General features: G+C 58.3%; 13 protein-coding genes. 11 read left to right on the forward strand and 2 right to left on the reverse strand.

Annotation, left to right across the window (positions count from 1 at the left end):
- Nucleotides 1–221, reverse strand: a 221-nt coding sequence (locus E0E20_RS02430; RefSeq protein ID WP_130836508.1) for a hypothetical protein, incomplete at its 3' end; no start/stop codon positions are given.
- Nucleotides 222–342: 121 nt separating this feature from the next.
- Between E0E20_RS02430 and E0E20_RS02435 the strand changes: the two genes are divergently transcribed.
- The 7 genes from E0E20_RS02435 (at nucleotide 343) to E0E20_RS02460 (ending at nucleotide 8,658) form a co-directional block, all read left to right on the forward strand.
- A complete protein-coding gene (locus E0E20_RS02435; RefSeq protein ID WP_130836509.1) occupies nucleotides 343–3,195 on the forward strand; it encodes an alpha-L-rhamnosidase in 2,853 nt (950 codons plus the stop codon).
- A gap of 158 nt (nucleotides 3,196–3,353) precedes the next feature.
- Nucleotides 3,354–3,572 carry a hypothetical protein gene (locus E0E20_RS14395; RefSeq protein ID WP_330508742.1) on the forward strand — a complete coding sequence of 73 codons (219 nt, stop codon included), beginning with the start codon at nucleotides 3,354–3,356 and terminating at the stop codon, nucleotides 3,570–3,572.
- A gap of 230 nt (nucleotides 3,573–3,802) precedes the next feature.
- The gene (locus E0E20_RS14400; protein WP_330508744.1) at nucleotides 3,803–4,354 is read left to right on the forward strand and encodes a hypothetical protein; all 552 of its coding nucleotides are present in this window, start codon (nucleotides 3,803–3,805) and stop codon (nucleotides 4,352–4,354) included.
- Nucleotides 4,355–4,493: 139 nt separating this feature from the next.
- Nucleotides 4,494–5,501, forward strand: coding sequence for an aldo/keto reductase (locus E0E20_RS02445; RefSeq protein WP_130836510.1), 1,008 nt, complete (start codon nucleotides 4,494–4,496; stop codon nucleotides 5,499–5,501).
- Nucleotides 5,502–5,640: 139 nt separating this feature from the next.
- Nucleotides 5,641–6,081: a metal-dependent transcriptional regulator gene (locus tag E0E20_RS02450; protein WP_165443945.1), complete on the forward strand. Its 441-nt coding sequence runs from the start codon at nucleotides 5,641–5,643 to the stop codon at nucleotides 6,079–6,081.
- 123 nt (nucleotides 6,082–6,204) lie between these two features.
- Nucleotides 6,205–6,519 carry a DUF6110 family protein gene (locus E0E20_RS02455; RefSeq protein WP_130836512.1) on the forward strand — a complete coding sequence of 105 codons (315 nt, stop codon included), beginning with the start codon at nucleotides 6,205–6,207 and terminating at the stop codon, nucleotides 6,517–6,519.
- A 6-nt stretch (nucleotides 6,520–6,525) separates the two neighbouring features.
- Entirely contained in the window at nucleotides 6,526–8,658 is a 2,133-nt protein-coding gene (locus tag E0E20_RS02460; protein ID WP_130836513.1) for a heavy metal translocating P-type ATPase, read from the forward strand.
- A 115-nt stretch (nucleotides 8,659–8,773) separates the two neighbouring features.
- Here E0E20_RS02460 and E0E20_RS02465 read toward each other — a convergent pair whose 3' ends face one another.
- Nucleotides 8,774–9,466, reverse strand: coding sequence for a 4'-phosphopantetheinyl transferase family protein (locus tag E0E20_RS02465; RefSeq protein ID WP_130836514.1), 693 nt, complete (start codon nucleotides 9,464–9,466; stop codon nucleotides 8,774–8,776).
- Between the two features lie 89 nt (nucleotides 9,467–9,555).
- Here E0E20_RS02465 and E0E20_RS02470 point away from each other — a divergent pair, with 89 nt between their 5' ends.
- The 4 genes from E0E20_RS02470 to E0E20_RS02485 all read left to right on the forward strand — a co-directional run bounded on the left by E0E20_RS02470 (nucleotide 9,556) and on the right by E0E20_RS02485 (nucleotide 13,900).
- Nucleotides 9,556–10,527, forward strand: coding sequence for a D-2-hydroxyacid dehydrogenase (locus E0E20_RS02470; RefSeq protein WP_130836515.1), 972 nt, complete (start codon nucleotides 9,556–9,558; stop codon nucleotides 10,525–10,527).
- Between the two features lie 4 nt (nucleotides 10,528–10,531).
- Nucleotides 10,532–11,479 carry an AraC family transcriptional regulator gene (locus E0E20_RS02475; RefSeq protein WP_130836516.1) on the forward strand — a complete coding sequence of 316 codons (948 nt, stop codon included), beginning with the start codon at nucleotides 10,532–10,534 and terminating at the stop codon, nucleotides 11,477–11,479.
- Between the two features lie 357 nt (nucleotides 11,480–11,836).
- Nucleotides 11,837–12,712: a phosphoribosylaminoimidazolesuccinocarboxamide synthase gene (locus tag E0E20_RS02480; protein WP_130836517.1), complete on the forward strand. Its 876-nt coding sequence runs from the start codon at nucleotides 11,837–11,839 to the stop codon at nucleotides 12,710–12,712.
- Nucleotides 12,713–12,784: 72 nt separating this feature from the next.
- Nucleotides 12,785–13,900 (forward strand): GGDEF domain-containing protein, encoded by a 1,116-nt coding sequence (locus tag E0E20_RS02485; protein WP_165443946.1) that lies wholly within the window; start codon nucleotides 12,785–12,787, stop codon nucleotides 13,898–13,900.
- Nucleotides 13,901–13,915 lie beyond the last annotated feature (15 nt).

Here is a 13,915-nt window from a genome sequence, read left to right on the forward strand (position 1 = left end):
CGGACGATGTACCAGTCCTTTTTCCGGCAGAAGCTGTTCCGCAGGTGTTCGTCAAGCCGGGTGAACGTCTCACCAAAGAAGTGGAGGGCTGCCCGGATAAAGATCCCGGATCCATCATGGATGAATTCTGCAATCTTCGTCGGATCATCGAAGAAACTTTCCTGGATTTGTACCAGTTCAGGAATCCCGCTCTGGCCAAACTGTAGTATACTTTCAAGCATAGGGGGTACCTCTTTTCTGTGCCGGATTGTTGTGTGGTGCATTAATCTTAGCACAAAAGGGGGTATCCCTTTTTATATACTGTATTCCTACGAAAACTTTACACTAGCAGAGAGGAGCGGCATGAAGATCACACAGATGAAAATCAATGGAATAGAACAGCCTGTGGGATATCTGCTGGAGGGGATCCGCGCGTCATGGAAGGTGACGGACACGGTCTCGAAAAAGGCAGTATATGTCGGCCTTTCCGTTTCGGCAGATCCGGATTTCAGAGAACTTCTGTTCCATGCGGAAAAGGATGCCGTATCGTCCATCGAAACCGTGATCCCGCTGGCGCCGGATCCAGGAACGATCTACTACTGGAGGGTTGAGGTGACGGGGGACGCGGGGGACAAGGCGACGGGGATCTCCACCTTCGAAACGGGCAGAATGGGGCGGACATGGGCGGCAGAGTGGATCGCCGCTCCGGACGAAGCCTCCTGTCACCCGATTTTCGCAAAGACGTTTGAGACGGCAGGTTCGGTCAGGCGGGCAAGGCTCTACATCTCGGCGGCCGGTCTTTTTGAGGCCTTTCTGAATGGGGAAAAAATACAGGACGAATATCTGACCCCTTATCTCACGAACTATGAGCGGAGACTGCAGGTTATCACGCTGCCGGCGGAGGACTGTCTGAGGGAGGGAAGCAACCGGCTGGAGATCGTCCTCGGCAGGGGGTGGTTCTCCGGTCTGTTCGGGCTCGAGCTGCAAAGAAACAACTATGGGGATCGCATGGCGGCCATCGCGGAGCTGGAGCTGATCTATGACAACGGCAGCAGGGAGAGCATCCTGACCGATGAGACATGGACGGTCAGGGGCTCCGATATCAGGGATTCCGGCATCTATGACGGCGAAACCATTGATCGCCTGCTCTATGAGGGACGGGAAAACAGGGAGAGGCCGGTGAGCGTGATACGCGAGTACAGGGACGGCACGAGGAACCTGACAAAAGAGCGTCTGCGGGATCGGCTGTCGCTTCCGGTAAGAGTACAGGAAACGCTTCCGGTCAGGGAAATCATTCACACGCCGGCGGGAGAAACGGTTCTGGATTTCGGACAGAATTTGGCCGGATTCGTCTGTTTTCAGGCAGATTTTGAAAGAGGGACGAGGATCCTGCTGGAATTTGGGGAGATCCTGCAGCAGGGCAGCTTTTACCGCGGCAATTACCGGGACGCGGTTTCGGAGTTCCGGTATATCTCAGACGGACGGAAAGAGGAGGTGCGGGCGCATTTTACCTTCTTCGGATTTCGCTATGTCAGGCTGAGCGGCTGGCCGGGGGAGCCAAGGGCCTCGGATTTCACCGGCTGTGTCCTGTATTCCTCCTTATCGAGGAGCGGATGGATCGAGACGGGGCACCCCGGGATCAATCGGCTCTACGAAAATACGCTGTGGAGCCAGAAATCCAACTTTATTGACATTCCCACCGATTGTCCTCAGCGATCCGAGCGCCTTGGCTGGACCGGGGACGCACAGGTCTTTTCTCCGACCGCAGGCTATCATATGGATACGCGGGCCTTCTTTCACAAGTATATCTGCGATCTGCGCGACGAGCAGAGCATCCTGGGAGGCGCCGTACCCAATTATATCCCCAACCTCGGTCATAAGACGGATGCCGGCCCTGTGTGGGGCGACGCGGGAACAATCCTGCCGTGGAATCTGTATCGTTACTACGGCTCTCTGGACGAGCTGGAGCAGCATTTCTCCATGATGCGGGACTGGCTGGACTGGCTTGTCCGTCAGGACGACGCGGATTCCCATAAAGCAAAGCGCCTCTGCGATTTCGGTTTTACATTCGGCGACTGGCTCGCGCTGGACGGTCCGACGGAAACCAGTTTCAAGGGGAGCACGGACGACTGCTATGTCTCCACGGCCTATTACTGTCACTCCGCGGAGCTTGTGAGGGACGCGGCGGGGCTGCTCGCGCAAAAGGCGGAGCGGGAGGGCAGAGCGCAGGCGGCGGAGCGCTATTCCCGGCTTCGGAAGGTCTATGAGAGATTGGCGGAGGAGATTCGGAGCGCTGTCCTGAACGAATATTTCACTCCGTCGGGACGGCTTTCCGTCGATACGCAGACAGGCCTCATCCTTGCGCTGAAATTCGGACTCGGCGCCGATCGGGAAAAGCTTGTCGCGCAGCTCCGGACCAGACTGAAGAAGGATCTGTATCGGATCAAGGGCGGTTTTGTGGGCGCCCCGCTTCTGTGTACTGTGCTGGCCGAGAACGGAATGACGGATATCGCCTATGATTTTCTGTTTCATGAGCAGTTTCCGGGGTGGCTTTATGAGGTGAATCTCGGCGCCACAACCATTTGGGAGCGCTGGAATTCGGTTCTCCCGGACGGGAGCGTCTCGCCCACGGGAATGAACTCTCTGAATCATTATTCCTACGGCTCCGTCATGGAATTTGTCTATGCCTATGCCGCGGGGATCCGTCCTGTGACGCCGGGCTTTGCGGAGGCGCTCATCGCGCCGGAGCCCGACGCGAGACTGCGCTTTGTCAGGGCCGCCTACGATTCGGCGGCAGGAAGGTATGAGAGCGGCTGGACGCTGCATGAGGACGGCACGCTCACGGTGAGCGCCGTCATTCCGTTCGGCGCGAAAGCGACGGTCATCCTGCCCTCTGACCCGGAGCACAGGACGCTGTCTCTGGAAGCCGGCTCCTATTGCTGGAGCTACCGGCCGCAAAAGGATCTGCGGACCATCTTCGGCTGGGATACGCCGATCCGGAAGGCGGCGGAATTCCCTGCCGCGCTGGCGATCCTTGCGAGGCTGACGCCTCCGCTGGCGGGAATGTGTCATGATCCGGAAATGGGCTGCCATTCTTTCCGGGATGTTGCCGAGATGACCTATATCCCGGTGGATCCGGCAGGCCTTAGACAGGCCGTGTCGGAGCTGTCGGAGCTCCGACACGGCGATTTGTGTCGAAACCCAAATGGCCCCTGATTGCAGCCGTAAAACCGCCTGCGCGGATCTCTCAGCAAACGAAAATGCTGTCAGGGAAAGGGACGGCACGAGCCGCAAAGCGGCTCGGCGCCCTGCGCGCCGGCGCAGGGTGCTTTACGGCGCGTGCCTCGCATAAAGCGCTCCGGCAAGGAGGGAAAATGAAATATCTGTGTAATCCGATGAATCTTCCGTACCGGTATCAGATTTTTGAAAGAAAGGGCCGGTGCTTTGCCAGCAGAGAGGCGGCGGACCCGTCGCTGATCGAGTTCAGGGGGGAGCTATTATTTATTCCTCTCTATGACGGGCGGCTTTTACACCAGCGGGGCTCTCAGCGGCTGGGAATATCACAGGCTGCCGGAGGGAATACCGGTCTATGATTATGCGCCGGATGTCTGCGTGATCGGGGAATATCTGTATTTCTGCGCTTCCAGGCGCTTTGAGAACAGCGATTACTATCGGACAAGGGATCCGATCAGCGGCTCCTCCGGGGCCCTTTACTCCCGCAAAAAGCAACCCCTATTCCTACCATCCCGGCGGCTTTATGACCGGCGCGGGACACGGCTCGACGCTGGAGGACCGGCAGGGATGATTCTGGCATATCTCCTCCATGCACATCAGCAGAAATCATGATATGGAGCGCCGTCTGGGCTTGTGGCGGGCAGGCTTCGACGAAGAGGGGGAACTGTTCTGCGATCAGTATCTCAGGGACTGGCCGAGGCGGCTTGACGCAGAGCCGTGGTCTGGACCGGAGTGGATGTTGCTGTCCTACGGCAAGGCGGATACCGATCTTCCTCACGAGCTGATCGTGTCAGAACCGGGCTGGGAGCTTCGATATGTGAAGATCACGGTATGTGGGGTTCCGTTTCATGGACCGGCCTGCATGTCGGGGCTCCGGATCTTCGGAAGCTCCGCCGGGAACGCTCCGGCGGCGCCCGTCTACTCTCTGCGCAGGCTGTCCGAGCTGGACTGCGTGGCGTCATGGGAGCCCGAGGAGGGCGTGAATCATGTCGTAAGCTGGGGACACTCCCCCGATAAGCTGTACCACAGCTACACGATATTCGGAAAGGGAGAGCAGAAAATCGGGGTCCTGATCCGTGGGCAGAGGACTTTTTCCGCGTGGACGCGTTCAACGAATGCGGGATTACCAAGGGGGAGGTAAAAGAGCTATAATAACATGACCGGGGCGCCCTCTCTGAATACGCGGCGCGTGCCCCGCTTTCATCGCGGGCGGCTCATGACGGCCCGCAGCAACCGGCAGAGGGCGGAGCGTTCGCCGCGGCCGGAAAAAGGGAGAGAATATGTACACAGCAGATGAAAAACGATACGACACCATGCAGTACCGGCGCTGCGGGAGGAGCGGCCTTCTTCTGCCCTCAATTTCGCTGGGCTTCTGGCACAACTTCGGGGATACCGGTGTGTATTCCAACATGGAAAAAATCTGCTTCACGGCGTTCGACAACGGCGTCACGCACTTTGATCTGGCCAATAATTACGGGCCGGAGCCGGGGAGCGCGGAGCGGAATTTCGGCCGGATTTTCGATGAGAACTTTCGGGCTTATCGGGATGAGATGATTATTTCGACCAAGGCGGGCTATGATATGTGGCAAGGCCCCTACGGGGACTGGGGGAGCCGGAAGTATCTGCTCGTGAGTCTGGATCAGTCGCTTCGGAGAATGGGGCTGGATTATGTCGATATTTTCTACCATCACAGGATGGATCCGGAGACGCCGCTCGAGGAGACGATGGGCGCGCTGGAGCAGGCCGTGCGGAGCGGAAAGGCTCTGTATGCCGGGCTTTCAAATTACGACGGCGAGACGCTCCGACGCGCGGCGACGATTCTGGAGGAGCGGCATGTGCCCTTTGTCATTAACCAGAACTGCTACAATATTCTGAACCGGACAATCGAAAAGAATGGACTGAAAGAAACCTCGCAGCGGATCGGGAAGGGCCTGATCTGCTTCTCGCCGCTGGCGCAGGGGATGCTGACGGATCGCTATCTGAACGGGATCCCGGCGGACAGCCGCGTCTGCACCGACGGGCGCTTTCTCCGCAGAGAGCAGCTTACGGAGGAGCTCATCGGCAGGCTCCGGGGCCTAAACGCGCTTGCCGCGCAGAGGGGACAGACGCTGGCGGAGATGGCGCTGGCCTGGATTCTTAGGGACGGCGCCGTGACCTCGGTTCTTGTCGGCGCGTCGAGGCCGCAGCAGCTTCTTGACAATATCCGGGCGGCAGAAAATACCTCGTTTACAGACGAGGAGCTCCGGGAGATCGACCGGCTTTCGCTCGATTCAGCCGAGCAGAGGTGAAGCATGGCAGGGACGGGCGAAGGCCCGTCCCTTTTACTTGCAGACGCCCCTGGATTAGTGTAAACTAACAAAAATGAAAGTCCCGCGCGAGGCGGGAGGACGGGAGGACGAGGCAGGGAAAGCTATGGGTGAGAGAGCTATGGATGAAAAACATCTCGGCAAATCGAAGGAAGATTATCTGGAAGCGATTCTGATGCTGAATAAGAAAAAAGGCTGGTGCCGTGAAATTGATGTTGCGGTGCATCTGAGCTTCTCCAAGCCGAGCGTCAGCATTGCTCTCAGCAAGCTGGAGAGCGGGGGCTATATCACGCGGGAGAACTCCGGCGAGATCCGCCTCACGCAGGAGGGACTGCGGATTGCGGAGGCGACGCTGGAGAAGCATGAGTTTTTCAAGTCCGTATTCATGCGTCTTGGCGTGGCGGAGGCCGCGGCGGAGACGGATGCCTGTCTTGTGGAGCATTCGATCAGCGAGGATACGTTCGAAAAAATCCGCCGCTATGTCGAGGAGGCGGAGAAGCGGCGCTCCTCCGACGGCAGCCCGCGCTCTGATTCGGACGCCGATCCGGTTTCTTCCGGCTAACAAAGATTATTTTGTGCTAAGCTCGGAAGCTGGTTATGATAGGACTGTCAATACGGAGGGTGCGGAGCCTGCGGTTCGAATGCGGTTACGGCGCCGGGTTTTGTATACAATGGAGGGAAAATCATGAACGGATGGGGAAAGCTCGGATTATGGGCGGGCGGAGTGCTGTTCGGAACGGCCGGCATCGCCGTTCTCAGCTCGGAGGATGCGAAAAAGCTGTATACGCATGTCACGGCGGCGGCCAAGCGCGGCGGGGACTGTGTGATGAAGACCGTGACAGCGATACGCGAAAATTGCGAGGATATCAGCGCGGCTGCGGATGATATCAACGAGGAGCGGGCAAGAGCAAAGGAGGAGCGCGAGATCGCGGATGCGAGAGCAAAGCTCGAGGAATACGGGGCAAAACAGTCTGCCGGGGCGGATGAGTCTGCTGTGTGATGCGCTATGAAATGCAGAATTATGCATGAATCCCCGGGCCGCATGCGTATTCATGCGGTACAGAGCCGGATGACGCCTGCGCAGGCGGACATTCTGGAATATTATCTGAGAGATCTTCCTTTTGTGAGGGAGGCCAGAGTTTATGACCGTACCGGCGATGCCGTGATCCGCTACGGCGGAACGGAGGCGGGAATCACAGACGCGGGGGCGGAGCGCTGCCGGGAGGAACTGATGGCGGCGCTCGGGCGCTTTTCCTATGAGGATGAACATGCGCGGGCGCTTGTCCCGGAGCATACGGGACGCGGCCTCGAGCGAAAATATGAGGAAAAACTGGTTTTTACCGTAATCGGGCGGGGACTGCGCAGACTGCTCTTTCCTGCGCCGCTTCGTGCGGTATGGGCGGTGTTTAGAAGCGTTCGCTTTATCGCAAGAGGGCTGTCTGCTCTTCGGCGGGGAAAGCTGGATGCTTCGGTGCTTGACGCGGCGGCAGTGGTTGCTTCTTTGCTCCGCGGAGACTTTGCTACGGCGGCCTCTGTTATGTTTCTCCTCGATGTGGGAGAGCTTCTCGAGGAATGGACGCACCGCAAATCAGTGGACGACCTGGCGCGTTCCCTGTCGCTCGGAATCGACAGGGTATGGCTTCTGACGGAGGCGGGAGAGGTTCTGACCGATGTCCGTGACGTCTGCGAGGGAGACCGGATCTGCGTCAGAACGTCGCATGTGATCCCTCTGGACGGCCGGGTAGCGGGCGGCAGCGCGACGGTGAATCAGTCCTCCATGACGGGAGAATCTGTGCCCGTGCCGAAGACGGAGGGCGGCTATGTCTATGCGGGGACGGTCGTAGAGGAGGGTGAGATTGTCGTCTCGGTGACAAAAAAGACGGGCTCCGGAAAATATGATCAGATCGTCCGCATGATCGAGGAGACGGAGAAGCTGAAGTCCGGCGCGGAGACGGATGCGTTCCGTCTCGCCGACCGGCTGACCCCGTGGTCGCTGTTCGGCGCGGCGGCAGCATGGCTTCTTACGCGGAACGTGAACCGGGTTCTCTCTTTCCTGATGGTCGATTTTTCCTGCGCTCTGAAGCTCTCGATGCCGCTCGCCGTGCTGTCGGCGATCCGCGAGGCGCGCAGTCGCGGCATAACGGTCAAGGGCGGCCGGTTTCTGGAAACGGCGGCAGCGGCGGATACCATCGTCTTTGATAAGACGGGAACGCTGACGCATGCCACGCCGTGCGTGGTGCGGATCGATACCTTTGGCGGGCGGAGCGAAACCGAGATGCTGCGGACGGCAGCCTGTCTCGAGGAGCATTATCCGCATTCCATCGCCAATGCGGTTGTGGAAGCGGCGAGAAAGCGCGGCATCATTCATAAAGAGATGCATTCTGAGGTGCAGTATGTCGTGGCGCATGGCATCGTCAGCGCGATCGGCGGCAAGAGGGCTCTGATCGGAAGCCGTCACTTTGTCTTTGAGGACGAGCACTGCTCGGTTCCGCAGGGTGAGGAAGAAAGGCTGGCGGCGCTCCCGGAGGAGTTTTCGCAGCTGTATCTCGCGATCGACGGGGAGCTTGCCGCGGTGCTCCACATTTTTGATCCGCTTCGCGCCGAGGCGGCCGAGGTGATCGGCGAGCTCCGCCGTCTGGGCATCCGCAGGGCGGCGATGATGACCGGTGACAATTTCAGAACCGCCGCGGTGATCGCCCGCAGTCTCTGTATTGATGAGTTCCGTGCGGAGGTCCTGCCGGAGGATAAGGCGGCGTTCATCCGCGCGGAGCATGCGAAGGGGCGCAGGGTGATTATGATCGGCGACGGTGTCAACGATGCGCCGGCATTGTCCGAGGCGGACTGCGGCATAGCGGTCAGTGCGGGCGCGGCGATCGCGCGGGAAATCGCAGACATCACGATCACGGCGGACAGCCTCCGGGAGCTGGTTCTTCTGCGCAGGCTCTCCATGGAGCTCATGCGGAGGATACACCGGAATTACCGTTTTATCATTTCATTCAATGCGGGCCTCATTTTTCTGGGGGCTCTGGGAGTTCTCCCTCCGGCGGCATCGGCGCTTCTGCACAATACGGCGACCGTAGTGACCGGAATGCGGAGCATGACGAACCTGATACATGATGAATCCGGCAGAAAAAACTGATGGAGGGAAATCATGAAGTGGCATAAATTTTTCGCGTGGGTGGCCGTGGTGTGCTTTATCGGCGCAATGATAACAGGCTATCAGAAAAAGTAACGGGGAGAGCCCCGCCCGCGGCTCAGAGCGGGGTGAGCTCCGCAAACAGCTCAGTTTCCGTCATCTCATGCAGCGCACAATCCGCATCCTCGCCGCGGGCCGCAGCGGCGAGGAACGCATTTCCTGCGCGGAGCCAGAACAGGGAAAAGAGCTCCGGCGTTCTTATGCCCCGCGCATCCGGGACCGGGATGCGGTGGATGCCGTTCTCTACGGGGAGGACGTCCGCGGAGGAGGCGCCCATGGAAAAGCCGAGGCCGGTCGCTTTCATGACGGCCTCCTTGGCGGTCCAGAGCGAAAAAAATGCGTCCGCTTCGCTGCCACAGTCCGCGCGGCTCCGGAGCCACTCCTGCTCGCGCGCCGAGCAGATCATGCGGCGGATGTCTTTTTTGAGCGCACGAGGCGTCTCGATGTCAACCCCGATCTCGCATGAGGACGAGACGCCGGCGAGAACGAGACTGCCGGAATGAGAAAGACTGAAAAAAACAGAGCCGCGGGAGGCGGACGGCTTTCCCTGCGGCGAGAAGCGCAGGTCGCTGTCCTCGAGGATTCCGGCATAGCGGCGCAGCATCAGCCCGCCGACAAGGCTTCTGGCCCGGTCGGCGGGATTTTTTATGCGGCGGAGACGCTCCCGGCGGTATGCGGGGAGGAGAGAAATAAGCTCTTCCGACGGAGCCGACAGAAAGGCCGAACTCACATGACACAGATAGAGAAGCATGGTATGATTCTTTCTTATAAAAACAGGCTTTTTTGCACTATCTGCATTGTACGACAGATCGGGTCAGACAGAGAAGAGGGAGAGAACATATGACGGAAAAAGTCGTTCTGGTCGGCATTCCGGCGGCGGAGAAGCGCAGAAAATACTTTGAGGAGCGGGCGGCCGGAGGAAATTTTGCCTGTTCCTTTCGCTATATCCCCGCCTCCGAGGTGACGGAAGCGGATCTGCGGGACGTCAGCGCGGTGATCGGCAATGTCAGTCCGCCGCTCCTCGCGGCGGCGCCGGAGCTCGAATGGGTTCAGCTCAATTCCGCGGGAGCGGATCCCTATGTGAAGCCGGGAATTCTCCGGCAGGAGCAGGCGCTGACCTGCGCTTCGGGTGCCTACGGACTCTCGGTTTCGGAGCATATGCTCGCGCTGACGTTCGGGCTTGTGCGAAAAATGGGCTTTTATCACCACAATCAGGAGCAGCGTCTCTGGAGGACGGAGGGGAGCGTGACCTCGATCGAGGGAGCGACAGTGCTGGTTCTGGGTCTGGGGGACATCGGCGGCAGCTACGCGCGGAAAATCCGTGCGCTAGGTGCGCGCTGTGTCATCGGCGTGCGCCGGACAGAGAGCGCAAAGCCGGACTATCTGGATGAGCAGTATACGATGGAGGCGCTGCATGAGCTTCTGCCGCGGGCGGATATTGTGGCGATGGCGCTGCCCGGCGGCTCCGGAACGACCCATGTCATGAATGACGAAACGCTGCGGCTTATGAAAAAAGGAGCGTATCTCATCAACGCGGGGCGGGGCAGCTCTGTGGATCCGGAGGCCCTGCGGGCAGTTCTGGAGGAGGGGCTGCTCGGCGGCGCGGGGCTTGATGTCACGGAGCCGGAGCCGCTTCCTGCCGATGATCCGCTCTGGGACATGCCGAACGTCCTCATCACGCCGCATGTCGCCGGACAGTTTTTCCTGCAGGAAACCTTTGAGAGAATTGTTCGCATTGCGGGCGGCAATCTGGAGGCGTGGACGCATGGAAAGGAACTGACGCATCAGGTAAACCGTTCCGCGGGATATTGATCGAATGGGCCGAAAGAAAAAAGACAATATTCAGTTTCGATATTATGACCTGCCGCAGAAAGAGCACTGCCTTGCCCTGCTGGGACCGTCATGGGTTCGCCGGTATGGGGAAGGGATCGATTATCTGCATTTTCATAATCTGCTGGAGATCGGTTACTGTCGGCAGGGGACGGGGATTCTTACGCTGAACGACCGGTGTCTTCCGTATGAGCCGGGAATGATCAGCGTGATCCCCAGAAATTATCCGCACAATACGGACAGTGAGGAGGGAACACAGAGCTTCTGGGAATATCTGTTTCTTGATCCGGAGGAGCTGCTCCGTTCGCTGTACCCGGAAAACGAACATTACTGCCAGCACATGCTGTCTCTTATCAATCGGGACGCTGTGCTCGGAAAACAGAATCAGTACCCGCAGCTTACGGCCGTCGCCCTTGCAGCGATGGAGGAAATGCGTCACAAGAGAGAGTTCTATGTTGAAGCGGTTGAGGGACTTCTCCGGGTGCTGCTCTTTGAAATTGCACGGATTGCGGGGCGGCAGCCGGACGAGGGGGATTCCTGTCCCTGCTCCGGGCGGATGTGCGGCATGACGGTGATTCATCCGGCGCTTGAATATATTCAGACGGAGTATGCGGAGCCGGTACGGGTCGAGAAGCTTGCGGGGCTGTGCAGCATGAGCGAGACGCATTTCCGCCGGCTGTTTGTGGAATATATGGGAATGACGCCGGTTGACTATATCAATGCCGTCCGTATCCGTATGGCCTGTGAGCGGATGAAGCGCTCGGATGAGGCGATGAACGATATTGCCGTCCGCTGCGGTTTTCTCACGGTGTCGACGTTCAACCGGAATTTCAAGAAGTTCATCGGTGTTACGCCGTACCAGTGGAAAAAGGATCCGGCGAACTTTGAAAGCACGCTTCTTAAATTTCATATTTCCGCGGAAAAGGGCTGGTGATCCTCCGGCATCGGGGCTTTCTTTTCTTTCGGGTGAAAGCGCGGCACCGGCGCATGGCACCTTTCCTAATTTGGGGCCCGCGTATATAATAAATATGATATATTCATCCACTCAGGGAGGAGATTGGTGGGAAAAATCATGCGGAGGCGCTGATTTTTCCCACAGCGGTTTGTGCCGAAGCCCAAATCGCCTTTGATTGCAGACGCAAAATCGCCTGCGCGGACCTTTCAGCAAACGAAAAATGCTGTCAGGTAAAGGGACGGCATGAGCCGCAAAGCGGCTCGGCACCCTGCGCGCCGGCGCTGGGTGATTGCGTCGCGCGCCTCGCACGAAAGTGCTTCGGCATGGAGGAGTTTTATGCAGAAATTCAAACCGGTCAAAGAGGGCAAGGTGCGTGAGATCTATGATGCCGGCGACCGCTTGATCATGGTCGCGACGGATCGCATTTCCGCGTTTGACGTCATTCTTAAGAATCAGGTCACAGACAAAGGAAAAGTGCTGACGCAGATGTCCCGCTTCTGGTTCGATTATACGAAAGATATTCTGCCGAACCATATGCTGAGCTGCGATGTGGAGGATATGCCGGAGTATTTCCAGAACGAGCGCTTTGCGGGGAGATCCATGCTGTGCCGCAGGCTGACGATGCTGCCGATTGAGTGTATCGTCCGCGGCTACATCACGGGGAGCGGCTGGGAGAGCTACCGGAAGAACGGCACGGTCTGCGGAATCCGCCTGCCGGAGGGACTTCAGGAATGCGGCCGACTGCCGGAACCCATCTATACGCCCAGCACCAAGGCGGAGATCGGCGATCACGATGAGAATATCGACTTTGAAAGTAGCGCCGTGGTTCTTGAAAAGGCGTTTCCGGGACGAGGCAGGGAATATGCGTCCGCGATCCGGGACTGTACGATCGCTCTCTATAAGAAGTGCGCGGATTATGCGCTGACAAAGGGAATCATCATTGCGGACACCAAGTTTGAGTTCGGTCTGGATGAAAACGGGAACGTGGTGCTCGCCGATGAAATGCTGACGCCGGACAGCAGCCGTTTCTGGCCTGTTGAGGGCTATGAGCCGGGAAAGAGCCAGCCGTCCTTTGACAAGCAGTTTGTCCGGGATTGGCTGAAAGCGAATCCGGACAGTGACTATGACCTGCCGCAGGAGATCATAGACCGGACGATTGCGAAGTACAAGGAGGCTTACCGCCTGCTGACGGGAAGGGAGCTGGGGGAGTGATTTCTCCCCCGGCGCCGGGGCGATATGCGGTGCGGAGAACCTCTGCGGCGCGGCTGTCATCGGGGAGGCAGTATGGCTGGCCATTATGTGAGAAATATATGGAGAAAGCTGAATCCGCCCGAGTTCGACGCATACAGGGCGGATTTGGAAAAAGAAAATCTGCAGTGCCTCGCAAGATTTCTTATCTTCGGATGTCTCGCGAGCGCCCTGTCTCTTGCGGCACAGATTCTGTGGCTGCCGCTGCCAGGGTATGGGCACTGCATTGAGATGGCGGTGTATTTTATCCTGTCTCTCGCCGTGTTCTTTGCCTTTTATGAGTCGCTGCGCCGCAACGCGACGCTGGCTCTATATATATGGATTGCCATTACGCTCTTCTGGGAAATCGTCCACGGAGCGATCTTTGCGCCCGAGAGGGAGACATTCCTGTTTTTCTTTCTTCTGCTCGTTCTTCCCTTCCTTCTTCTGGATAAGCCGATCCGCGTGCTTGTGCTGATATTGATGATGTCGGCGGTCTATGCGGCTGTGGATATCCGGACAAAGGAAAACGATATTCTCCGCTATGACATGCAGCATCTTTGCGTATGCTCCGTGTCGTCGCTGTATCTGAACTACACGCTGCTCAGCCGGCGTCTTACCAGTCTGGGGAGAAGCTCTGAGGCACAGGAAAACGCGGAGCACGATCCGCTGACCGGGATCTGCAACCGGCGCGGAGGCGAGCCGCAGATCCGAAAGCTCGTGTCAAGGTCGCAGACAGGAGCGTTCATCCTGCTGGATATCGATGATTTCAAGCAGATCAATGATAATTTCGGCCACGATGTGGGGGACGAGGTTCTGAAGTCTGTCGCGGCCGTGCTGGCGGGCTCGTTCCGCGATTCCGACGTGGTCATGCGGATGGGAGGAGACGAGTTTGCCGTCTATGCCTTGGGAATGGACGACTACCGGGGCGTGCAGAAAAGGCTCGCGTCCCTGCGTGAGGCGCTTCGCTCCGTTACGCCCGACGGGAGAGAGGACCATCCGGTGACGGTCAGTGTGGGCTGCGCCATCAACAACGGCAGCTACCCGGCCTATGATGTGCTGTACCAGATCTGCGACGGCCTGCTCTATGAGACGAAGCGGAACGGTAAGGACGGCTACCGGATACGGAACAGCGAATACCGTGAGGCGGATGCTGGTAAAGCGACGGCGTGAGGAGAGGAGCGATGG

The organism is Lachnoclostridium sp. Marseille-P6806 (genome assembly GCF_900625025.1).
GTDB lineage: Bacteria > Bacillota > Clostridia > Lachnospirales > Lachnospiraceae > CAG-791.

Excerpts from the sequence above, each read along its gene's own strand:
- E0E20_RS02480 (WP_130836517.1), top strand. The coding sequence starts at position 11,837 with ATGCAGAAATTCAAACCGGTCAAAGAGGGCAAGGTGCGTGAGATCTAT.
- E0E20_RS02450 (WP_165443945.1), top strand. The coding sequence starts at position 5,641 with ATGGATGAAAAACATCTCGGCAAATCGAAGGAAGATTATCTGGAAGCG.
- E0E20_RS02460 (WP_130836513.1), top strand. The coding sequence starts at position 6,526 with ATGAAATGCAGAATTATGCATGAATCCCCGGGCCGCATGCGTATTCAT.
- E0E20_RS02470 (WP_130836515.1), top strand. The coding sequence starts at position 9,556 with ATGACGGAAAAAGTCGTTCTGGTCGGCATTCCGGCGGCGGAGAAGCGC.
- E0E20_RS02485 (WP_165443946.1), top strand. The coding sequence starts at position 12,785 with ATGGCTGGCCATTATGTGAGAAATATATGGAGAAAGCTGAATCCGCCC.
- E0E20_RS02475 (WP_130836516.1), top strand. The coding sequence starts at position 10,532 with ATGGGCCGAAAGAAAAAAGACAATATTCAGTTTCGATATTATGACCTG.
- E0E20_RS14395 (WP_330508742.1), top strand. The coding sequence starts at position 3,354 with ATGAAATATCTGTGTAATCCGATGAATCTTCCGTACCGGTATCAGATT.
- E0E20_RS14400 (WP_330508744.1), top strand. The coding sequence starts at position 3,803 with ATGCACATCAGCAGAAATCATGATATGGAGCGCCGTCTGGGCTTGTGG.
- E0E20_RS02455 (WP_130836512.1), top strand. The coding sequence starts at position 6,205 with ATGAACGGATGGGGAAAGCTCGGATTATGGGCGGGCGGAGTGCTGTTC.
- E0E20_RS02435 (WP_130836509.1), top strand. The coding sequence starts at position 343 with ATGAAGATCACACAGATGAAAATCAATGGAATAGAACAGCCTGTGGGA.
- E0E20_RS02465 (WP_130836514.1), bottom strand. The coding sequence starts at position 9,466 with ATGCTTCTCTATCTGTGTCATGTGAGTTCGGCCTTTCTGTCGGCTCCG.
- E0E20_RS02445 (WP_130836510.1), top strand. The coding sequence starts at position 4,494 with ATGTACACAGCAGATGAAAAACGATACGACACCATGCAGTACCGGCGC.